Below are 22,731 nucleotides of genomic sequence, written 5' to 3' on the forward strand. Positions count from 1 at the left end.
ATTTTTATAAAAAGAGATCCACAGAATTGAATTTTTTTAATTCCCTATTAAAAAACGGCTGAGCTCCTCACTCAGCCGCTTCTAACACCCGTTCATAGCTTGCTACTTTGTTTCGACCTTGCTGTTTCGCCCCCACATACATGGCCCGGTCTGCGTGGCGTACGAGTTCAATCGGACTTTCGCAATCTTCAGGGAAGGTCGCGACTCCCACACTTCCTGTGAGCCACACCTCTATATCCCCTTGCTGGTCGGTGATGTGTTCTTTCAGTCGGAACGGGACAGAAGAGATCTCGTGACGAAGCTTCTCTGCAATCGAGAGTCCCTTCTCTCTCCCTGCTCCTGGTAAGAAGGCTACAAATTCTTCTCCCCCATACCGTGCAACCGTCCCATCATTCCCTACGATATGTGATAAGCGATTCGCTAACTCACAAAGAGCTTCATTACCACTTTCATGTCCATAAGCATCGTTTACTTTCTTAAAATGATCCAAATCTAATAAAATAACAGAGGCGCATTCCTCTTCCTCTGATTGTTCGCATCTGTCAGCGTAGTCGCTGACGAGGTCTTCAAAGTAACGATAATTATACAGTTTCGTTAACGGACAAAGTTCACTTTTGCGCTTCGTTTCTTCATAGTGCCGCGCATTTTGAATGGCTACGGCCATATAGTTCGATAGGATCCCTACTAGCATAAGGTGGAATTTCTCATACGAGCGTTTCCTCGTAGAAGCAATGGTAATGATTCCTTCTATTTTGTTATTACGCTCAATGGGTACAGACATAATGCTCTCTACTTTTCTAGGAATAAGATCCGATTGAATCTGCTTCCATTGCTTCCTAGATTGATAGAGAATAGGTTCACCCTTAGCCAACACACCTTGACTAACCCCCTCGTATGATGAAAACTGAGGATTTTGAAACCCAATGCTTTTGCCACCATCGAAATATCGGATTAGTTCAAGATGATCTTGATTTTTTCGATCGAATATATAGATATAGTCAACGTGAAAAAGGACCGTTAAACTCTCGACGAATCGGTCCAACACTTCATCAACTTTTAAGCGACCTGTAAGTTCTTGACCAATTGAATTTGCCTGCTGTAAGTATTCGTTCACATGTTGACTGGCATAATAGAGCGTTAATATGAGGGACAACCCAACAAAAGGAAGCCCAACATAGTAGATTGCCGCAGCCCCAATTTCCATATATAAAACGTACAAGACAAATCCGATCGGCATTACAATCGCTGTATTCCCTAAATCCCAATAGAACTCTTTATCAAAAATGGATCCTTTATTCCCCAGAAAATAATTTCGTACAAAATAGATCACAACATGATTCAGAATGAACTGAGCTACAGCATACCCGATGATGGGGATGGCATCACTAGGTGTGTTAAAGGCTGATGGTCCATGGGTCCCCCCTAATATATAGTAGAAAAGGGCAGAGCCAAGGGACACAAATAGGAACATGGTCAAATTAAGAGGAAGCTTATACCAATAGGCTCTCGAGAGTTTTACTTTTGAGATCGAAACAATATAAGCAAGCTGAGTCATGATCATTTCGAAAAACAACCCAAAATACAAAAATACAGCAAGACTTATGCCATGAATGAAAATAATTGGGCTATTATTAATTACAATCGGAAATAGTGCTACTATGACGATCATAAATGCGAAGGAGAGAAGATCAAATTCCCTGCCTTGCGTCCCAGGGTTTGTTACCATATAAACGGTCGCTATAATCCCCGGCCAGAGTATTGCCCATATACTCCACAATGCCACTGTCTTCTGTTTTGATATCATCCCTCGCATCTCCTATCCCCGTCGCTCAAATCTTGTACTCCTCCGTTTATCGCTAGCCTTATTTAAGGTAATATTTAGTAAATACTAATACTTTTATCTTAGCACAGAACACCTATTTGTTCAAAAATTTCTGAATAGTTATGCTCATCTATTCAGAAATTTTTTGGATAAATTCTTTAACCCACGGGATCCAATAGAGGGACCCGGCGATAACTAGAACCTCTTCCTTAGAAGGATCCCATCTGTTATTTATATACGCCTTCCAATCTGAAGCTATTTCAGGATTTGAACTTGTAGAGAACGATGCGAGGTATTCAGGGCTAGAGGATCTTGCATGATCAAAGGTCGTGAATACGACTCTATCAAAAGCCTCTTCTAATAAAGGGATCATTTCAGCCAGGGGCTTATCCCGTAGAGCACTGTATAACAACGTTCTCTTCTTATCCGGATACAACTTACGAACTGTATAAATTAGCGACTCAGCCCCTGTTACATTATGCGCTCCGTCAATAATAATGGTGGGATTACTCGAAACCGTTTCAAATCTTCCTTCATACTCCACATCCCTAAACGACCTCACTGCCTGATCGATATGTACCCCTTCCATAAGTGATAGCCCCATTAAAGCCAAACTACTATTTTTCTGCTGGTGCTTCCCAGGGAGAGCGACACGGACCTCATCTATTTCATCCCACTCAGAGATAAATGAATATGCTTCTCCTATCTCCTTGATTGTAAATACCTCTCCCCATTGATAAAGGGGCGCATTCTTCTTTGCAGCCGTATCTTTCACAATCTGCTTCGCTTCTTCTTGCGTCACACCGGAAACAACAGGCGTTTCTACTTTAATAATCCCAGCCTTTTCAGATGTTATGGCTTCTATTGTATCCCCAAGAAAAGCTGTATGGTCCAGGTCAATCATTGTAATGATACTAAGGATCGGTTCGAGGACATTTGTAGAATCGCCCTTCCCTCCCATTCCAGCTTCAAATAAACTAATTGTTGCATAGTCACGAGAAAAGAGAATCGCCACCATAACAAGAAGTTCAAACTCAGACGGACCATCCTCATGTTCATCCATTTCCTTCACAACAGGGTACAGGCTATTGATATAATGGATAAAACGAGTTTCTGATATGGGTTCGTTTTGAAGAAAGATGTGTTCCCGAATCGTCTTAAATGATGGCGATACAAAACTACTTACTCTAAAGCCCTGGTCCATTAAGGCCTGCTTCATAAACGCAAGCGTTGACCCTTTCCCATTTGTCCCAGCGATGTGTACGGCTTTTATATCTTTATGAGGATTGTTCAATGCCTCGAGCATTTTATACATTCGGTTAAACCCGGGTTTAATTCCTAACCCTTTTCGGTCATTAAAAAATTTTTCGATTTGTTTCATCGTCGTAAACATATATGTACCTCCATTCCATCTTTATTTTATCCTATAATAGGATAGGTTCCAAAAACAGTTCCTATAGTAAGTTTAGGATGGGGCCGCCTGCTTTTGATGAGTGCTTGGGCTTGCCCGGGGACAACTCGCTTTCCTGCGGGGAGCTGGGGAGCCTCCTCGATCGCTATTGCTCTCTGTGGTGTCTCCCCTAGGCTCCTTACCCCGCGGGAGTCTCGCAGTCCCCGGGCAATCCCTTCCTTAATTTTACTAACGGCCCCTCCTTAAGGAGGGGTGAGATCACTCGCCGCCTACTATGATTTGGCAACGTTATACTTTATAAAAGCTACCTTATAACGGGGATACACCCACTACACAACTCATCACATAAAGGAGTGATTCTATGCACGGATGGATCGTTTATAACGGGCATTTGAGAAGCCCTAAATTTCTAGGTTACGCTAAGCTGATACAAGAGGCTGCGCAGGGTAAGGGTGTTTCAATGGACATTTATCAGAATCAAGAACTGCTGAGTACCCTTTCTAGTCATGGTATGGACATTACCGGGGTCTCTCTAAAAGAGCGCCCTGATTTTGTTATATTTGGCGACAAAGATATCTTGCTTGCGCGTCAGCTAGAGGCAATGGGGATTCCTGTCTTTAATTCAGCCGCTTCCATCGAGGCCTGTGATCATAAAGGCTTGATGTACCAACAGTTAGCTTCTGCAAGGCTTCCTATACCGCAAACCATTTTAGGGCCTAAGATCTTTATAAAAACAGATGATCTTAATCTGAACCATCTGATCGATGAGGGAGAGAAATTAGGTTTTCCTCTTATTATAAAAGAAGCGTATGGATCTTTTGGTGAGCAGGTTTATCTTGTACATACGAAAGATGAAATGATAGAGAAGGTAAAAGAAATTCACAATCGACCCTTCCTTCTGCAAGAGTTCATCTCGGCTAGTTATGGACGGGACGTGCGTCTTAACGTAGTCGGAGAGAAAGTGGTGGCTTCTATGCTTCGGTACTCGGAGAATGATTTTAGGGCTAACATAACTACGGGCGGGAAGATGGAACCTTACACTCCTTCACAAGCAGAGGAAGAGCTTGCGATCAGAGCAAGTAAGGCGATTGGAACCGCTTTTTGCGGAGTAGACCTTCTATATGATGAAGACGAACAGCCGGTTATTTGCGAAGTGAATGGCAATGCTCAAATTCGAAACATCTATGAATGCACAGGCATTAATGTAGCCGACGCAATGATGGACTATGTTATAGAGCGCCTCTCAAAGAAAGGAAATCAAGCACTATGAATGGATGGCTCATCTATGCAGGACAGGACGCCCGTCGCAACAAGTCTTTCATCGATTGGATGATGGAAGAGGCTACTTGCGCGGGACTCGACCTCACTTTCGTATCGAAAGAAGACTTAACTATAGGCGTAAAGAACGGAAATTCTGTTGTGCTCTTTCAAGGTAAAGACGTTCCTTTGCCATCGTTCGCCATCATAAGAACAATCGATCCAATGCTTACTCTACAATTAGAAGCATGCGGGATAGAAACGTTCAATTCTTCTAGAATTAGTGAAATCTGTAACGATAAAGCGAAAACCCACCAGTATCTGGCCCCTCACTCTATTCCGATGATGGATACGTTCTTTATAAAGGGAGCTGATTTCCCGCCAGCGAATCCTCCACTCCCTTACCCATACATCGTTAAAAGGGTTGATTCAAGAGGAGGGAGAGATGTTCATTGGATCGATTCAATAAAGCGTGCCACAGAGCTCGCCGATCGCCTTAAAGAGCATAACCTGATCCTTCAACAACCAGCTCCTGTACTCGGGAAGGACTTACGCGTATTTGTCGTGGGAGATGAGATTGTAGCAGCTATTCTGCGAGAAAGTAACTCTGACTTTAAGGCCAACTATACACTCGGAGGATCTGCCAGACTGTATTCATTATCAGACGAAGAAAAGAATCACATACACCGGATTATGAAGCTTTTTTCATTTGGGATGGTCGGGATTGACTTCTTATTTGATGAAGAAGGCAATCTCTTATTGAATGAAATCGAAGATGTGGTTGGCAGCCGAACGCTAAGTGCAAAGAGCTCCATTAACATTGTGGAGAAATATATGAATCATATCGCCCATGTACTAAAAAACTCCGTCTAGCTTAGCTAGACGGAGTTTTTTCATTAGGACTGTAGTTCTTTAATACGAGCATCAACTTTATCGCGTTTGTCGATATAGTCCTGTTCTTTATCACGCTCAGCTTGAACAATGTGTTCAGGAGCTTTGTTTACGAATTTATCGTTTGAGAGCTTCTTCTGTACAAGCTGTACTTCAGAATCCCACTTCTCGCGTTCTTTTTTCAGACGAGCAATTTCTTCTTCAATATCGATCAAGCCTTCAAGCGGCAGATACAGTTCAGCACCTGTGATAACGGCTGACATTGCTTTGTCAGGTGCAGTCAGGTTCGCATCAATGATAAGCTCGCTTGGGTTACAGAAACGATCTAAATAATGACGGTTCTCTTCTAACTGGTTCGCGATCTCTTCTGTGTTCGCTTTAATCATCAGCTGAATTTGTTTAGACATTGGTGTGTCTACTTCAGCGCGGATGTTACGAACAGAGCGAATGATGGCTACTAGCTGTTTCATTTGCTCAGAAGCCTCTTCATGGTGAAGATCCTCGCGTTTCTCAGGCCAGCTTGCTACCGTTATGGACTCGCCCTTAGTCGGAAGTGCTTGCCAGATTTCCTCTGTGATAAATGGCATGAATGGATGAAGCATGCGCATTGTGTTATCTAATACGTACGCAAGGATTGAGCGAGTGGTTTTCTTCTTCGCTTCGTCCTCTCCGTATAGTGGAAGCTTCGCCATTTCAATATACCAATCACAGAAGTCATCCCAGATAAAGTTATAAAGGTGACGTCCTGCTTCACCAAACTCATATTTATCTACGTTTCGCGTTACTTGCTCAACGGTTTCATTCAAGCGAGTTAAGATCCAGTGATCCGCTACAGATTTCTCACCTGTAAGGTCGATTTCTTCATACGTAATGCCGTCCATATTCATCAGAGCAAAACGGGAAGCGTTCCAAATCTTATTCGCAAAGTTCCACGTAGACTCTACTTTTTCCCATTGGAAACGAAGGTCCTGGCCTGGAGTTGAACCTGTTGCTAAGAAGTAACGTAAGGAGTCTGCACCGTATTTGTCAATGACATCCATTGGATCAACACCGTTGCCAAGGGATTTACTCATCTTACGTCCTTCCGCATCACGCACAAGGCCGTGGATAAGAACGTCTTTGAATGGGCGACGTTCTGTAAACTCAATGGATTGGAAGATCATACGAGAAACCCAGAAGAAGATAATGTCATACCCTGTTACAAGAACATCTGTTGGGAAGTAACGTTTGTAATCTTCGTTCTCTTCATCAGGCCAGCCCATTGTTGAGAAAGGCCATAATGCAGAGGAGAACCATGTATCAAGAACATCTTCATCTTGTTCCCAGTTCTCAATGTCTTCTGGTTCTTCAAGACCTACGTATACCTCACCAGTTTCTTTATGGTACCAGGCCGGAATACGGTGGCCCCACCATAGTTGACGGGAAATACACCAGTCACGAATGTTTTCCATCCAGTTCAAGTACGTTTTCTCGAAACGATCTGGAACGAAATTAACTTTGTCATTACCTTCTTGAAGCTTGATTGCTTCTTCAGCTAGTGGCTGCATGTTCACAAACCACTGTGTAGATAAGTATGGTTCCACTACCGCGCCACTACGCTCTGAGTGTCCAACAGAATGCATATGCTCTTCAATTTCGAATAAGATTCCGTCCTCTTGAAGATCTTTCACAAGTTGCTTACGACACTCGAAACGATCCATGCCTTGATACTTGCTGGCATTCTCGTTCATCGATCCATCTTCATTCATAACAAGAATACGTTCTAGATTGTGACGATTTCCAATTTCAAAGTCATTTGGATCGTGAGCAGGTGTAATTTTTACCGCTCCGCTACCAAATTCCATGTCCACATAGTCATCGCCTACGATTTCGATTTCGCGACCTACGATTGGAAGCGTAACTTTCTTCCCAATTAGGTGCTTATAACGATCATCTTCAGGGTGAACCGCAACCGCTGTATCTCCAAGCATCGTTTCAGGACGCGTTGTAGCAATTTCGATATGGCCTGATCCGTCCGCTAACGGATATTTCATGTGGTAGAAATGCCCTTGAACATCCTGATAGATGACTTCAATGTCAGATAGGGCCGTTTTGGTCGTCGGGTCCCAGTTGATAATATATTCGCCGCGATAGATATAATCTTTCTCATAAAGCGTTACGAACACTTCACGAACAGCATCCGAAAGGCCATTGTCTAATGTGAAACGCTCGCGAGAATAGTCTAAGCCAAGACCAAGCTTTTCCCATTGCTTACGGATAAAGGTCGCATACTCTTCTTTCCATTCCCAAGACTTCTCAAGGAATTTCTCACGACCAAGGTCATAGCGAGAGGTACCTTGTTCTTTTAGCTTTGCTTCTACTTTAGCCTGTGTCGCAATACCAGCATGGTCCATACCCGGAAGCCATAACACATCATAGCCTTGCATACGTTTTACACGTGTAATGATGTCTTGTAAGGTGGTATCCCATGCGTGGCCAAGGTGTAATTTACCTGTTACGTTTGGGGGCGGGATTACGACCGTGAACGGTTCTTTCGTTTTGTCATCTTTTGCTTCAAAAAATTTGCCATCTACCCAATAATCATAGCGACCTTTCTCAATCGCATTTGGGTCATATTTCGTTGGAAGAGATACTTCATGATTCTCCATACGAGTTCCTCCTTTATCGCCTATACCGGAAAGGGAATGTGCACAAAAAAATCCATTTCATCCTTAGAAAAGGACGAAATGGATTCGCGGTACCACCTTTATTTTATAGACGACTCCTGTCATCTATACACTTCTTACATAACGGAGTATTCTCCGGCCTCTTCTACTATCGGTTTCAAAGAGACAGCATCTGGGGCGACCTTCTGAGCGCAAGGACCTGGAAATCTCTCAGCGAATGATTTCCTCTCTGAAAGGCTTGCGTTTCATACTCTTCCCCTTCACGGCATTTATCGATTTTCTTGTACTTGTTATTTTATCCACATTCCATCTGTTAAGTCAACCTATTTAGTAAAGTTTTTCAGTCACACTGACAGCCTGTGGGGACATATACTAATGAAAAGCAATAAAGGAGGTTATGCCCTGTGGCACGTTTTTATCGTTACAAGCTCCCACCCTGGTGCCGACAATGGTTAATCATCATTGAGCGCTGCGTGTTGCCGATCGCCTTCTTCCAACTCGTGCGGACGCTTCTCTTTCCAACAACCTTTGATGTTTTCCTACTCGGAATCATGATTGGTTTGTATTTCGCTTTTCATCTTGAGTGGATTTAGCCATTCTCTGCTTGTTCTTCCTGATACAAACGCGCCTGCTCGATTTGTTCCTGAACATCTAAGGCATGGCGAAGAACATAGTAAGAACGCTCAAACTTTTGTACAAGAAACGGCTGCCCGATCGCCTGGGAGTCGTTTACATATGATTCAATTTGTCGAATATAAGACTCTGGATTCAATAGAAACAGAGCCAATAAGCACCTCTCACTATTTAAAAGTGGAAGTTGTTCTTCATAATAAGAAAACGTCGAGATAAGCTGATCGACAGGAGCATCATGATAACGAAGAACGTGATAGAAATACGTTGTAATGTCATAGGCAGGATAATACGTTTTGGAACGCTCCCAGTTTAATAGATAGGGCTTTGAATCATCATAAAGAAAATGACTCGGCTTCACATTCCCATGGATCAGGGCTGTCCGGACCTGTTTATCTTCTTCTAAATCATCTAAGAAACGATCACACCAGTCCATACTGATCTCGCACACTTTATCAAGATCTCTGTAATGCGTGCAGATCTGTAATTCAACAGGGGACATGTAGTGATGCTCTTCAAATGTCTGCACCCACTTCGCTAGTGACTCCCTATACTGCTGCAGCTGAGTCTTCCGATTGTTCATTCTCTCTTCATAATCTTCCCGTTTCACCACTTCTGTATGGAGTGTACGCTTATGCATTTTTCCAATCGTCCTATAGAGCTGCTCAAATGGATAAGGCGGGGTATCACGATTCGGCGTATCCATCCAGGGCATCACATAATAAATATGATCCCCATAGGATACATAAAGTTCTTTATTAGCTGCCATATATAAAGGCATAACGTGTTGAAATTGATAATTTTCAATTTGTCGATACGTTTCAAGCCAATGATGGAGCGTACGCTCATCCATTTCTGAACGTTTCACAGCTACGGGACCTACTGGGGTATAGGCTTTCGTAACTTTATCTGAGTATTGTTCCATTTCATAAGCCGTTAATCCATAAAACGATAATACATCCACCACTTCCTGATTCATCTTTGGTTCACTCCCTTCGCCTTAACGAACATTTAAATAACCACCTATATAAAATCCTGCAACGAATGACGTTGCAGGATTTTTAAGATTTTCTCTCATTAAGCTTTAGCTGGTATATAGAGGATCTGCCCAGCACTTACATCCTCGTCTCCTAAATTATTCACACGACTCAGGTGAGTTGGAGGTATTTTGTATTTATGGGCAATCGAGCCTAATGTATCATCTTCTTGAACAATACACATTCTCATTTTGGCGTAGGATTCATCGTGACGCTCAAACATAGATGTTAGATAACGAGCATCCTGAGGCGCTTCTTCCTCACGACTTTCCTCTGAGGATTCTTCTGAAGACTCTTCAAACTCATAGCTTTCCATACTTTCCTCAGATTCCTCTTCATTTTCTTGAGCTTGCTCATCCACCTTGCCAAAGAATTCAGAAAGGGTCTGGGTTTGCTTATACTTCCAGCGACCGCCCTCTTGCTCTTCAAGCTCACCAGCATCCTTGGCATGATCTTGTTCCTCTACCTCAGCTACCACTTCTTCAACCTCTTCTTCGCGTGAATCCATCTCAAGAACTTCTTCCTCTTCCTCCTGATAGGTCACATCAAAGTTGAAAGGTTGGGTATCGACCTCTTCATACGACTCTTCTACCACTTCTTCATATCGTGATTCTTCACTCACTCCATGGATAGCGACGGTAGCATTTAATTTTAATTGACCTTTCTCTGGTAGTTCGTAATCAAAAGAATCAATGCTTACAGTCACATCATCCATCGATTGAATCCGGCTTTTAGGAATCGAGATCTCAACCGGGAACCGGTGATAGAATTCACTCACACCATCATCATGGATGTCTACATTCTCAATAGTCCGCTTAGAAGCATGATCCCGTAAGGAAAGTATTTGATTCTCCTCTTCTTCCCCTTCTTCAGAAGAGCGGAAATACTCACCACCAAGTTCGATGACACCCCTAATTGAAACGGTATCTCCATACTCCTGAATCGATATATCCGGCTCAAGAGAAATGCCCATAAACTCTTCTACTTCCTGTCCTCTTTTAAACCAAAGAGATTCATTTAAGTGAAAGCTAAACACGTTTTGTTCTTCATATGTCAAGCGCTTCTCCTCCCTTCAATGTACACGCATGACCTTTCGAGCGCCTATGTCATTCTAGATATATGAGAGGGAAGAAAAAATTATGCCTAATCGCGCTTTTACAGAGAAAAACCCCCTCATCCTAATACATGATGAGGGGGTCGATTTTATGCCTATAATGAAGCAAAAGCTTTCTTCGTTGCTTCGATTGTTTTCTCAATATCTTCATCGGTGTGCTTCGTGGATAAGAACATCCCTTCAAATTGGGAAGGAGGTAAATAGATGCCTTCTTCAATCATCGCACGGTAATACTGAGCGAAACGATCTGTGTTTGATTTCTTCGCCGTATCGTAATTGGTAACCTCTCCCTCATTAAAGAAGAAAGCGACCATCGAACCTGCGCGGTTGACCGTAAGAGGAATGTTATAAGCTTCCGCAGCCTCTTCAAACCCTTCTACTAAACGATCTACCTTCTTATTAATTTCCTGATAAGAGGTTTCTGTTAACGCATTTAATGTTTCAAAACCTGCTGCCATAGCAAGAGGGTTTCCTGATAATGTACCCGCTTGATAAATCGGACCAGTCGGCGCAATCATCTCCATGATTTCTTTCTTACCGCCATAGGCGCCTACAGGCAGGCCTCCACCAATTACTTTTCCAAGACAAGTTAAATCAGGTGTCACACCATAGTACCCTTGGGCACAGTTATAATCCACGCGGAACCCTGTCATCACTTCATCAAAGATTAGCAAGGAACCATGGTCTTCTGTAATCGTTCTAAGCTCTTGCAGGAACCCTTCATTAGGAGGGACTACACCCATATTTCCGGAGACCGGTTCAACAATAACACCGGCAATATCATCACCGAATTCGTTAAAAGCATAGCGAAGGCTCTCAACGTCATTGTAAGGGACCGTAATGGTGTTCTTAGCAATGCCTTCTGGAACGCCAGGAGAGTCTGGTAAACCAAGTGTCGCCACTCCAGATCCTGCTTTAATCAGCAAGGAATCCCCGTGTCCATGATAGTTTCCTTCGAATTTAAGGATTTTATTTTTACCTGTATAGCCTCTGGCTAAACGAAGAGCACTCATAGTAGCCTCTGTTCCAGAGTTCACCATACGCACCATTTCAATAGACGGTACACGGTCAATAACGAGTTCTGCCAAGTCATTTTCAAGCTTAGTAGGGGCTCCGAAACTTGTCCCAAGATCAGTGATCTCTTTTAATCTTGAAACCACGTTCTCATCGGCGTGGCCTAAGATTAATGGACCGTAACTAAGGACATAATCAATGTACTCATTGCCATCAATATCGTAGATTTTAGAGCCTTTCCCCTTTTCCATGAAGATTGGATCCATGCCAACTGATTTAGAGGCACGGACTGGGGAATTGACTCCACCCGGCATATACTGCACGGCCTTCTGGTATGCTTCCTTCGATTGATTCATCTCACGCATCATGACAACTCCTTTTTCGATTTATGATTCAGACAAGTAACGAGCAACGTCTTTAGCAAAATACGTAATAATTAAATCTGCTCCTGCTCGTTTCATTGATGTTAACTTTTCTAGTACGATTTCTTTTTCATTGACCCAACCATTCTGTGCAGCCGCTTTAATCATGGAATATTCTCCACTTACGTTATAGGCCACTACAGGTAAAGGATAGCGGTCCTTTACTTCTCTCATGATATCCAAATAGGCAAGCGCTGGCTTCACAATAAGGAAGTCTGCTCCTTCTTCCACATCAGACTGAGCCTCACGAATGGCCTCAAGACGATTAGCGGGATCCATTTGGTACGCACGACGATCGCCAAATTGAGGCGAGCTATGAGCCGCATCACGGAACGGTCCGTAAAATGAAGAAGCATATTTCACTGCATAAGACATAATAGGTGTATTTACGAATCCAGCTTCATCTAATCCGCGGCGAATGGCAGCAACAAATCCATCCATCATATTAGAAGGAGCAATGATATCTGCGCCAGCTTTCGCTTGACTCACTGCCGTTTCTACAATTAGTTCAAGAGATTCATCATTCACAATTTCTCCATCACGCACGACACCGCAATGTCCGTGGTCTGTGTACTGGCAAAGACATGTATCCGCTACAACCGTTAAACTTGGCACATCTTCTTTGACCTGACGGATCGCTTTTTGAACAATGCCTGTTTCGCAATAGGCTTGTGAGCCTGTCTCATCTTTTTCATGGGGTACCCCAAAAAGAATGACAGAACGAATGCCTAAGTCTTCTAATTCTTGCATCTCAGCCGTTAAATAATCCAGGGAAACTTGATACACACCTGGCATCGAGGATACTTCATTCTTTATGTTTTCCCCTTCTACTACAAATATCGGAAAAATTAAATCCTCTTTATTTAAATGGGTCTCACGTACTAATGAACGCATGGATTCAGTTGTACGAAGACGACGATGACGTTTAAACTGTAAGTCTTTCATTAATCATCTATTCCTTTCTCATGAAAATATCTCTCTAGCGCTTCACACATGCCCTCCACCGTTTGATGCTCGGGTACGCATCGCCGAGTAAACCCAGCTTGTTCAGCTTCCTTCTCTGTAGTGGAACCAATACACAGGCACAATGTCGAGCGCACATGCTCGAACAAGGAAGGTTTAAGAAGTTGGGTAAAAGCTTGTACAGTTGAAGGGCTCGTAAAGGTTAAGGCATCTAATTGATTGTTTTGTATTGCTTTATTTAAAGCCTCTTCCATTTTAACATTTACACGCGTCTCATACATAATTGCTGTTTCTACATCATAGTAGGGTTGAATGATCTCAACGACCTTCTGACGGGCTAAATTACCCTGAACAACTAAAACTGGTCCACTGCCCTTTTCTTGTAAGAAAGCCGCACCGAGCGCTTCCCCTGTATATGTATCAGGCATGAAATGGGGACTCAGATCATAATCAGCTAATGCCTTGGCTGTTTTCATTCCTACTGTCGCAATCTGCTTATCTTTAAAGGCATGCTTTGGAATATGGTAACGCTCACATAACTCCATAAAAAAATGAACGCCGTTCGAACTCGTAAATAGAAGCCAGTTAAACGTGTGTAGGCGCTCTAATACTCTTCTATTCTCCTCAGAGGGAACACTTGTAAAATAAAGAAGCGGAATTTCGATTGAAATCCCGCTCTTTTGTTCAATACACCTTGTAAAAGAAGCCGCTTGCTCCGAAGCTCGTGTTACAAGAATCTTTCTCCCTTTTAAAGGATCCATTACTGATCGAGCTCTTCTCTTACAGTCTCAATAATCTCCGCTCCACCGCGGGCTTTGATCTTATCTGCTGCTTCTCGCCCAACTTCATAAGGGTCCTGACCGCGAACTTCTTCTTTTAGGATCGTTTCCCCATCTGGAGTACCGACCATAGCCGTTAGGATAATGTCGTCTCCTTCTAAGTAAGCGTAACCGCCAATCGGAACCTGGCAGCCCCCATTTAATAAATCTAAGAAAGTACGCTCAGCCATAACCGTACGGTGAGTATAAGCGTGATTCAGCTGATCCATTAGATCACGGATTTCCTGATCGTCTTCCCGGCATTCAATCGCAAGTGCCCCTTGGCCAACAGCCGGCACACAAACATCTGGCTCTAAATATTCAGTGATGACATCATCAGACCAACCCATACGTTTAAGACCTGCTGTAGCAAGGACGATCGCATCGAAATCTTCTTCTTTTAACTTACGTAGTCGCGTATCAATATTGCCTCGAATGGACTTGATCTGTAAGTCGGGTCTTGCTGCTAGCACTTGGGCAGCACGACGCAGACTACTTGTCCCAACTATTGACCCTTCAGGAAGATCGCGAAAGGCTACATTATCATTGGCGATATAAGCATCACGGTGGTCTTCACGAATCGGGATACATCCAATCGTTAGCCCTTCAGGCGTTTCAGCTGGCATGTCCTTCATACTGTGAACAGCCATATCAATTTCTTTGTCATACATAGCTTGCTCAATTTCTTTAACAAATAAGCCTTTGCCACCGACCTTAGAGAGGGTAACGTCTAAGATTTGGTCCCCTTTGGTCACAATCTTTTTCACTTCGTATTCATTTTCTGGTGCAATCTCTTTTAATTTCTCAATAACCCAATCGGTCTGGGTTAAAGCCAATTGGCTCTTTCTGCTTCCGATTACGATTTTGCGCATAACAGTTCCTCCTGACAACATTTAAAAGTGAAAATTTGATAGGGAGCTAAACAAGAAGAAATTCACTAATAAGAATAGAAAAGCTCCTGTGTTATAAAAAGCCATCGTTCGGCCTTGATACCCTTTTACAACTCGAAGGAATAAATAGACAAGATAAATAAGTAACATCACAAACGAACCTAATGTTTTAGAATCATACCAGTAGAATTCGTCCCCTGACGTATATCCCCATACGAGCCCTAGAATAATAGCTATTAATAAGAGCGGCACTCCAAGTATAACAGCTACATAAGAAAACGTATCCAGTTTCCCTAAATCACCTAAGCGTAGCAATCTTTTATTCCACTTCTTTTCCTTGAGCAGTCGATATTGTAATAAGTACATGAATGAGAAAATACAAGAAAATGTAAAAAATCCATAGGAGATGATCGCTAACGTAATGTGCGTTGCCAACAACTCGCTAACCAACCGCATCGCCTTTTCCGTAGCGTCATACTGAGCCCGGGTAAAGATATGAAGCATCATCATAAAGAACCCTAATACATTCGTGAAGAAGATAAAGAAATCAACCCGAAAGAGGCGATTCAGTATAAGTGAAAAGGTCACTAAGATCCATGCGTAAAAGTATAAGCCATCATAGATGGTCACAATTGGAAAATGGGATTCTAATAACGTTTGTCCTAATAAAAAAAAGGTTTGTAAAACCCAAACCATAGAAAGTAACCAGAAGGCAGCGCGGTTTGCCTTCCGGTTATTTTGAATAAAATCTATAAAATACCCGATTAAACTCAGGCAATATATCACAATAATTAGTTCATATAACCATTTAAGATCGAACATAAGGAAATTCCTCTCCTAAGAATTAGCTACATTCGATGCTGGTTGAAAGGATAATTTCCCGTCAGTTTCAAGGATGGCTTGTCTGTTTTTCTCATTTTGCTTTTGAATTTCTTGCTGAACTTCCTCTTCAATACCAAAGATTTGCATGAACATATCAAGGTTCTGATCAGCATTAGGCTGAGCTGAATATTCTTTGGCCTGCAAAATAGGCTGTTTAAGCATTTGGTTAATAATACTTTTTGTATGCTTACTTAAAACCTTCTTTTCTCTCTCTGTTAAATCAGGCATTTTCCGTTCGATACTCTTCATCGTATCTGCCTGAATGGTAAGAGCCTTCTGACGAAGAGCTGAGATTACAGGGACAACCCCTAGCGTCTGTAGCCATTCTTTGAATTCTACGATTTCGCCCTCAATCATCACTTCAATCGCTTCAGCTGCCTCTTTACGAGCTTCCAAGTTCGCATCCACAATTCCTTGAAGGTCGTCGATATCATAAAGGAACACGCTATCCAATTCATCAATAGCTGGATCTAGATCACGAGGGACTGCGATATCAACAAGGAATAACGGAAGTCCTTTCCGTTTCTTATGAGCCGCTTCTAAATGATGCTTGGTTAACACATAGTCACTTGCTCCTGTTGAGCTAATTAGAATATCTGCCTTTTCTAGCACACTGTTTAGCTCACTCATAGGCTTTGCTTCCCCGCGGAATTGTCCGGCCAGCTGCTCCGCCTTTTCAAATGTGCGGTTCATAACCGTGACTTGTTTCACTCCAGAACCATGAAGGTTCTTCGCAGCGAGCTCGCCCATTTTTCCAGCACCTAAAATCACAACATGTTTATTCATTAAGTCGCCAAAGATCTTCTTAGCGAGCTCGACAGCCGCGTAACTAACAGATACAGCGTTTTCCCCAATCTCTGTCTCATTATGGGAACGTTTAGCAAGCGTTACAGCTTGCTTGAACAACTGATTAAAGATCGTCCCTGTTGTACCCGCTTCCTGCGCGCGTAAAAAGGCTTGTTTCATTTGGCCGAGGATTTGTGTTTCTCCTAGTACCATTGAATCCAAACCACATGTCACGCGATACAAGTGCTCAAGTGCTCCATCTGATTCATAAATCGATAAGAAAGGTGAGAAGTCCTCTTTATCAATATTGAACCACTGGGATAGAAATTGTTTGATGTAATAACGACCTGTATGAAGTTGATCGACTACCGCGTAAATCTCCGTACGATTACACGTAGAAATGATCACATTCTCTAGTACGCTTTTCTGTTGATTTAACGCTTCCATGGCTCTAGCCAATTCGTCTTCAGAGAAGGTTACTTTTTCACGTATTTCAACAGGGGCCGTTTTATAATTTAAACCTGCAACTAAAATATGCACACCTTCACCCCCAAAAAAACTCCAAAAATCTACGTACATCTTTATACTCAATACTTTTATTATAACACGAGAACCAAAGTCTCAATTCATAAAAATGTGAACAGTTATTGAATCGTTATGATACGATAGGTCTATATAAACTGGTCGCAATTTGAAATAAATACCGTTAGTACCGTAACACAATGACCCTTAATAAGCAAGAAATGCAGGCTGTTTTAAGAGGAGGTAAACCCTAGTGAAACGACAAAATACATTCAGTGGGCTGTTATTGATTGGGATTGGTTTTTACTTTCTTCTAAAAGAATTTCAGGTTCCATTCCTCACCCAATTTTATTCTTGGCCTACCATTCTCATCATTATTGGTACCGCTTTGCTGCTTCATAGTTACATTGCATCCGAATACGAAACCTTATTCTCTGGAGGAGTCCTTTTCGGATTAGGAATCCACTTCCACGGATTACGCACCTATTCCTTCTGGATTGACCATTGGGGCGTTTTCCCTCTTATTATAGGACTATCTTTTTTAATAAGGTTTCAAAAGACACGAAAAGGGATCATCCCGGCTATTATTCTCATTACCCTATCTCTGTTCGTCCTATTCGTTGCGGATAAACCTGGCTGGTTCTACTGGATTAACGTTATCGTTCACTTCATTGAAACGTTCTGGCCGCTCCTTTTAGTCGGATTTGGTTTATATTTATTATGGTTTAAAAAGAAATAAGTTATGCAATTTTATAACCTATAAAAAAAAGTCCTCTGCTATTACGCAGAGGACTTTTTAGTTCATTTACTTTTTAAGGTAAGGCTTGATAATGCCCCAGGCTTCGTCTTTCCCTTCACCTGTTTCTGATGAGAACGGAAGGAGGATGTCTTCTTCTTCCATCTCTAATACCTCAATGATGCGTTTTAATTGCTTGGCACGCTGACCTTTTTTGATTTTGTCTAACTTCGTTGCTACTACGGTCACTGGAAGCTCATAGTGTTTTAAGAAGTCATACATTAATTGATCATCTTCAGAAGGATCATGACGAATGTCCACAATTAACATGGCCATACGCAAGCGTTCGCGGGTTGAGAAATACTCTTCCATCATCTTTCCCCACTTGGCTTTTTCTTTTTTCGAAACTTTGGCATACCCATAACCAGGCACATCTACGAACATAAAGGATTCGTTGATCTTATAGAAATTCAGCGTCTGGGTTTTACCTGGTTTCCCAGAGGTACGTGCTAATGCTTTTCGTTGAATCATTTTATTAATGAACGACGATTTCCCCACATTTGAACGTCCAGCCAGTGCGATTTCAGGCATAGGCTCTTCTGGGTATTGCTTTTGACTAACGGCGCTTATAACAAGTTCCGCCTGATTTACTTTCATGAATTATTTCTCCTCCACTAGTGCATGTTCTAACACTTGATCCAGATGAGTAACAGGGATATAGGTTAGCCCTTCACGTACGCTCTCTGGAATATCTTCTAAATCTTTCTCATTTTCGGCTGGCATAATAACCGTCGTTAGCCCAGCGCGGTGAGCACTTAGCGATTTCTCTTTAAGGCCTCCGATTGGGAGCACTCGACCTCGTAGTGTGATTTCACCAGTCATCCCAACTTCTTTTTTGACGGGTCGATTCGTGAGTGCTGATACAAGAGCCGTTGCCATGGTAATACCAGCGGATGGACCATCTTTAGGAGTAGCTCCTTCTGGTACGTGAATGTGAATGTCATTCTTATCATGGAATTCAGGGTCTATATCAAGTTCCTCGGCTCTAGAGCGAATATAACTAAAGGCTGCTTGAGCAGATTCTTTCATAACATCTCCCAGTTTCCCCGTAAGCGTTAACTTTCCTTTACCAGGGTAAAGGGAAACTTCTATCGCTAAGGTATCTCCACCAGCGGACGTATAAGCAAGTCCTGTAGCTGTTCCAATTTGATCCTCTTTCTCAGCTTGACCATAACGGAACTTCGGCTTCCCTAGCAACTCTTCTAATTTCTTCTCCGTTACAACGACTCGCTTCTTATCTTCCGCTACCACAATCTTGGCGGCTTTACGACAGACAGCAGCGATTTCCCGCTCTAAGCCACGCACTCCTGCTTCACGTGTATACTGACGGACTAACTTTAACAGACCTTCTTCTCTAAACTGTAGTTGACTTTTCTTCAGACCGTTTTCTTTCAACTGTTTCGGCAGTAAGTGTTCCTTCGCAATATGAAGCTTCTCCACTTCTGTATACCCTGCAATTGATATGACTTCCATACGGTCTAGTAAAGGACCCGGAATGGTCTGCATGTTGTTTGCTGTCGCAATAAAGAGGACGTTTGAAAGATCATACGTCTCTTCAATAAAGTGGTCACTAAACGTACTATTTTGTTCAGGATCAAGTACCTCCAGCATAGCAGAAGATGGGTCTCCACGAAAATCGCTTGCCATTTTATCAATCTCATCCAATAAGAAAACAGGATTTACGGTTTCTGCCCGTTTCATCCCTTGAATAATTCGACCTGGCATCGCCCCTACATAGGTACGGCGGTGACCACGAATTTCCGCTTCATCTCGAACGCCACCTAATGAAGCTCGAACGAAATTACGATCCATTGAACGAGCAATGGAACGAGCCAAGGATGTTTTCCCGACCCCTGGTGGGCCTACTAAGCAAAGGATCGGCCCCTTTATACTGTTTGTCAGCTTTTGTACAGCCAGGTATTCAATAATTCGTTCTTTTACTTTCTCAAGTCCATAGTGATCGGCATCAAGAACTTCTTCCGCATGAGGAATATCCAGATTATCTTCTGTTTGTTCTGTCCAAGGAAGAGAAAGAATCCAATCAATATAATTTCTAATAACAGAGCTTTCAGCCGAGCTGCTCGGAATCTTCTCGTAACGATCAAGTTCTTTCAGCGCTACTTTCTGAACACGTTCAGGTAGGTCTGCTTCTTCGAGCTTGGCTTTTAGCTCTTCCACTTCGCCAGACTTGCCATCTTTATCGCCAAGTTCTTTCTGAATAGCTTTCATTTGCTCTCTTAAATAATATTCTTTCTGAGTCCGTTCCATGGAACGCTTGACGCGTTGTCCAATTTTCTTCTCAAGCTGCATGACCTCTTTCTCATTATTAATCAGGTCAATAATATGCTCGATTCGATCTGGTACATGGATCATTTCTAATACTTGTTGTTTATCTTTAATCTTCAAAGGAAGATGGGACGTTACAATATCCGCTAAGCGCCCGGGGATATCGATATCTTGTACAGATGAAAGCGTCTCGTCACTAACCTTCTTAGACACTTTTATGTACTGTTCGAATTGTTCAAGAAGTTTGCGCATAAGGGCTTGTTCTTCTAGACTTTCTCCGTGTGTTTCTTCCACTTCACGGACTTCCGCCATAAGCAGCTCTTCCTCTTCGTCGTCCGTTTGACTCACTAGCTCTGCACGGTATAAGCCTTCTACAAGAATTCGGATTGTACCGTTAGGAAGCTTAAGCATTTGCTTAATCTTTGCCATGGTACCCACTTGATATATATCATCCTTAGTCGGTTCATCAATCTTCGTTTCTTTTTGCGCAGCTAGGAAAATAGTATGATCTTGAACCATCGCTTTCTCTACTGCGTTCACTGATTTATCTCGACCCACATCTAAATGCATGACCATTGATGGATAAACTAAAAGTCCACGTAATGGAAGGAGGGGGATGTGAATAGTATTTTGATTCGTCATATTTCTTGCACCTCCATGAATTTCCATAATAGAAAAAGAGAAAAGAGAGCCTGTCAAATAGACAATGCTCTAATCCTCAACAAAGTTATGGTTCTTTAAAAGTATAATGAAAACCAATTTCTTTGTAAAATGTTTCATTTGGCCGATTGGTTTTAAGATGACTGTGAGGACCTCTGATCAGCGAATCGCTTCTCGTTTAAAAGCGTTTGTACATCGCCTTGTAAAGCTAACGCAAGCGCCTCTCGAATATGGGTTACAGGTACAATCTGAATCCCTTCAATTTGGTTAAACATTTCCTGACTGTTTTCAGCAGGAATCAATACTTTATTAGCACCAGCACGCTTAGCTGCTTTGATCTTAGCCATTACACCACCAACAGGTTTAATATGCCCATGTATGCTAATCTCCCCTGTCATTGCGACCTGATGTCGTACAGGTAGCTTGTGAATCGCCGAATAGATCCCAAGCGCCATCGCTACCCCTGCAGAAGGACCATCTACCGGTATACCCCCTGGGAAGTTAACGTGGATATCATACTCATGTGCAGGGACTCCAAGAGACCGAAGAACGGTAATGACATTTTCAATCGAACCTTTCGCCATACTTTTCCGGCGAATGGATTTGCTTTGAGTGCCAATGCTTTCTTCTTCCGCAATACCCGTTATATTGATTGTACCCTGCTTGGATGTCGTAGGAAGCACAGTCACTTCAATTTCTAAAAGCGATCCGGAATTCGGCCCGAAGACTGCTAGTCCATTGACAATACCAATCTGGTCTTTCGCCCCGATTTTCTTGTCGTATCGTGGAGCTAGTTGGGAAGCATCAACTACCCATTCAATATCGGCTTTTGAAATTGTAGTTCTGCCTGCTTTCTTCGCAATACCTGTAGCAATTTGAATCATGTTTACAGCTTCACGACCATTTCTAGCGTAGCCTGCTAGTGTTTCTAATGCATCAGGATCAGAGGTGAACTGGATTTTCTCAGCAGCTCTTTTGGCTACTTCCACCACCTCTTCGTGTTCAAGCTCTCTGAAGAACACTTCTAAACATCGGGAGCGAATGGCTGGAGGGATTTCCTCAGGTCGTCTCGTTGTGGCTCCAATCAGACGAAAATCAGCTGGCAACCCTTTTTTGAATATCTCATGAATATGCAGAGGGATCTGCTGATTCTCTTCACTATAGTAAGCACTCTCAAAGTAGACTTTTCGATCTTCTAGTACTTTAAGTAATTTATTCATCTGAATGGGATGTAATTCCCCAATTTCATCTATGAACAGAACTCCACCATGAGCATTAGAGACGGCCCCCTGCTTAGGCTGAGGGATACCTGCTTGCCCCATTGCTCCAGCTCCTTGATAGATCGGGTCATGCACAGACCCAATCAATGGATCCGCAATCCCACGTTCATCAAACCTAGCCGTGGTTGCATCTAACTCTACAAAGACAGCATCCTGTCGAAACGGTGAATCCTTATACTGCTTTGCTTCCTCTAGAACAAGCCGTGCCGCTGCTGTTTTCCCAACTCCTGGCGGTCCATATACAATGACATGCTGTGGATTGGCACCACAAATAGCCGCCCGCAATGCCTCAATTCCATCCTTCTGCCCGATTATATCTTTAAAAGATTGGGGACGGACTTTTTCCGAAAGAGGCTCAGATAAAGCGATCTGGCGCATTTTCCTAAGCTCTGTCATTTCTTTTTTAGACTCCCGATCAATCGTGACTTTTTGAGAGCGTTGATTTTTCAAAAGGTTCCAAAAGTAAAGGCCGATTACAATACCAAAAAAAAGTTGCACAAATAAGACGATACCCGCTAATGTCATAAAGATTCCTCCTGTACCATACATCTTTTATGTTATCAGCTAGTATCTCCTCAAATAGT

Annotated in this window: 18 protein-coding genes and 1 other annotated feature; of the genes, 4 read left to right on the forward strand and 14 right to left on the reverse strand. The window is 42.6% G+C overall.

Annotated features, from left to right (window positions below; genetic code table 11):
* Nucleotides 1-67: 67 nt before the first annotated feature.
* Together LQ226_RS08300 and LQ226_RS08305 are read right to left on the reverse strand one after the other, a co-directional pair.
* Nucleotides 68-1,804 carry a sensor domain-containing diguanylate cyclase gene (locus tag LQ226_RS08300; RefSeq protein WP_231417355.1) on the reverse strand — a complete coding sequence of 579 codons (1,737 nt, stop codon included), beginning with the start codon at nt 1,802-1,804 and terminating at the stop codon, nt 68-70.
* A gap of 148 nt (nt 1,805-1,952) precedes the next feature.
* Nucleotides 1,953-3,215: a bifunctional folylpolyglutamate synthase/dihydrofolate synthase gene (locus LQ226_RS08305; RefSeq protein ID WP_231417356.1), complete on the reverse strand. Its 1,263-nt coding sequence runs from the start codon at nt 3,213-3,215 to the stop codon at nt 1,953-1,955.
* A gap of 379 nt (nt 3,216-3,594) precedes the next feature.
* Between LQ226_RS08305 and LQ226_RS08310 the strand changes: the two genes are divergently transcribed.
* Both LQ226_RS08310 and LQ226_RS08315 read left to right on the forward strand, forming a co-directional pair.
* Nucleotides 3,595-4,503 (forward strand): ATP-grasp domain-containing protein, encoded by a 909-nt coding sequence (locus LQ226_RS08310; RefSeq protein WP_231417357.1) that lies wholly within the window; start codon nt 3,595-3,597, stop codon nt 4,501-4,503.
* Nucleotides 4,500-5,363 carry an ATP-grasp domain-containing protein gene (locus LQ226_RS08315; RefSeq protein WP_231417358.1) on the forward strand — a complete coding sequence of 288 codons (864 nt, stop codon included), beginning with the start codon at nt 4,500-4,502 and terminating at the stop codon, nt 5,361-5,363. Before LQ226_RS08310 ends, LQ226_RS08315 begins: the two co-directional genes overlap by 4 nt.
* A 23-nt stretch (nt 5,364-5,386) precedes the next feature.
* On the opposite strand, the gene LQ226_RS08320 is transcribed toward LQ226_RS08315, so the two are convergent.
* Entirely contained in the window at nt 5,387-8,029 is a 2,643-nt protein-coding gene (locus LQ226_RS08320) for a valine--tRNA ligase (RefSeq protein WP_231417359.1), read from the reverse strand.
* Between the two features lie 66 nt (nt 8,030-8,095).
* Nucleotides 8,096-8,320 (reverse strand) — a binding site (T-box leader).
* Between the two features lie 131 nt (nt 8,321-8,451).
* On the opposite strand from LQ226_RS08320, the gene LQ226_RS08325 reads away from it, so the two are divergent.
* A complete protein-coding gene (locus LQ226_RS08325) occupies nt 8,452-8,640 on the forward strand; it encodes a hypothetical protein (protein WP_231417360.1) in 189 nt (62 codons plus the stop codon).
* Here LQ226_RS08325 and LQ226_RS08330 read toward each other — a convergent pair.
* The 8 genes from LQ226_RS08330 to hemA all read right to left on the reverse strand — a co-directional run bounded on the left by LQ226_RS08330 (nt 8,637) and on the right by hemA (nt 17,143).
* Nucleotides 8,637-9,656 carry a phosphotransferase gene (locus tag LQ226_RS08330; RefSeq protein ID WP_231417361.1) on the reverse strand — a complete coding sequence of 340 codons (1,020 nt, stop codon included), beginning with the start codon at nt 9,654-9,656 and terminating at the stop codon, nt 8,637-8,639. The genes LQ226_RS08325 and LQ226_RS08330 overlap by 4 nt on opposite strands.
* Nucleotides 9,657-9,754: 98 nt before the next feature.
* A complete protein-coding gene (gene spoVID / locus LQ226_RS08335) occupies nt 9,755-10,771 on the reverse strand; it encodes a stage VI sporulation protein D (protein WP_231417362.1) in 1,017 nt (338 codons plus the stop codon).
* Nucleotides 10,772-10,923: 152 nt separating this feature from the next.
* Entirely contained in the window at nt 10,924-12,207 is a 1,284-nt protein-coding gene (gene hemL, locus LQ226_RS08340) for a glutamate-1-semialdehyde 2,1-aminomutase (protein ID WP_231417607.1), read from the reverse strand.
* 21 nt (nt 12,208-12,228) lie between these two features.
* Complete coding sequence (gene hemB, locus LQ226_RS08345; RefSeq protein WP_231417363.1) at nt 12,229-13,209, reverse strand: porphobilinogen synthase; 981 nt, start codon at nt 13,207-13,209, stop codon at nt 12,229-12,231.
* On the reverse strand, nt 13,209-13,988 hold the full coding sequence (locus LQ226_RS08350; protein ID WP_231417364.1) for a uroporphyrinogen-III synthase: 780 nt from the start codon (nt 13,986-13,988) through the stop codon (nt 13,209-13,211). Before LQ226_RS08350 ends, hemB begins: the two co-directional genes overlap by 1 nt.
* On the reverse strand, nt 13,988-14,917 hold the full coding sequence (gene hemC / locus LQ226_RS08355) for a hydroxymethylbilane synthase (RefSeq protein WP_231417365.1): 930 nt from the start codon (nt 14,915-14,917) through the stop codon (nt 13,988-13,990). Before hemC ends, LQ226_RS08350 begins: the two co-directional genes overlap by 1 nt.
* A gap of 21 nt (nt 14,918-14,938) precedes the next feature.
* Entirely contained in the window at nt 14,939-15,757 is an 819-nt protein-coding gene (locus LQ226_RS08360) for a cytochrome c biogenesis protein (RefSeq protein WP_231417366.1), read from the reverse strand.
* A 15-nt stretch (nt 15,758-15,772) separates the two neighbouring features.
* The gene (gene hemA, locus LQ226_RS08365) at nt 15,773-17,143 is read right to left on the reverse strand and encodes a glutamyl-tRNA reductase (RefSeq protein WP_231417367.1); all 1,371 of its coding nucleotides are present in this window, start codon (nt 17,141-17,143) and stop codon (nt 15,773-15,775) included.
* Between the two features lie 235 nt (nt 17,144-17,378).
* On the opposite strand from hemA, the gene LQ226_RS08370 reads away from it, so the two are divergent.
* The gene (locus LQ226_RS08370; protein WP_231417368.1) at nt 17,379-17,864 is read left to right on the forward strand and encodes a LiaI-LiaF-like domain-containing protein; all 486 of its coding nucleotides are present in this window, start codon (nt 17,379-17,381) and stop codon (nt 17,862-17,864) included.
* Nucleotides 17,865-17,930: 66 nt separating this feature from the next.
* Here LQ226_RS08370 and yihA read toward each other — a convergent pair whose 3' ends face one another.
* The 3 genes from yihA to lonB all read right to left on the reverse strand — a co-directional run bounded on the left by yihA (nt 17,931) and on the right by lonB (nt 22,672).
* Entirely contained in the window at nt 17,931-18,518 is a 588-nt protein-coding gene (yihA, locus tag LQ226_RS08375) for a ribosome biogenesis GTP-binding protein YihA/YsxC (protein WP_231417369.1), read from the reverse strand.
* A 3-nt stretch (nt 18,519-18,521) separates the two neighbouring features.
* Nucleotides 18,522-20,849 (reverse strand): endopeptidase La, encoded by a 2,328-nt coding sequence (gene lon / locus LQ226_RS08380; protein WP_231417370.1) that lies wholly within the window; start codon nt 20,847-20,849, stop codon nt 18,522-18,524.
* A 152-nt stretch (nt 20,850-21,001) separates the two neighbouring features.
* Nucleotides 21,002-22,672 (reverse strand): ATP-dependent protease LonB, encoded by a 1,671-nt coding sequence (gene lonB, locus LQ226_RS08385; RefSeq protein WP_231417371.1) that lies wholly within the window; start codon nt 22,670-22,672, stop codon nt 21,002-21,004.
* Nucleotides 22,673-22,731: the final 59 nt, after the last annotated feature.

Origin of the sequence: Pontibacillus sp. HN14 (assembly GCF_021129245.1) — a bacterium.
Classification (GTDB): Bacteria; Bacillota; Bacilli; order Bacillales; family BH030062; genus Pontibacillus.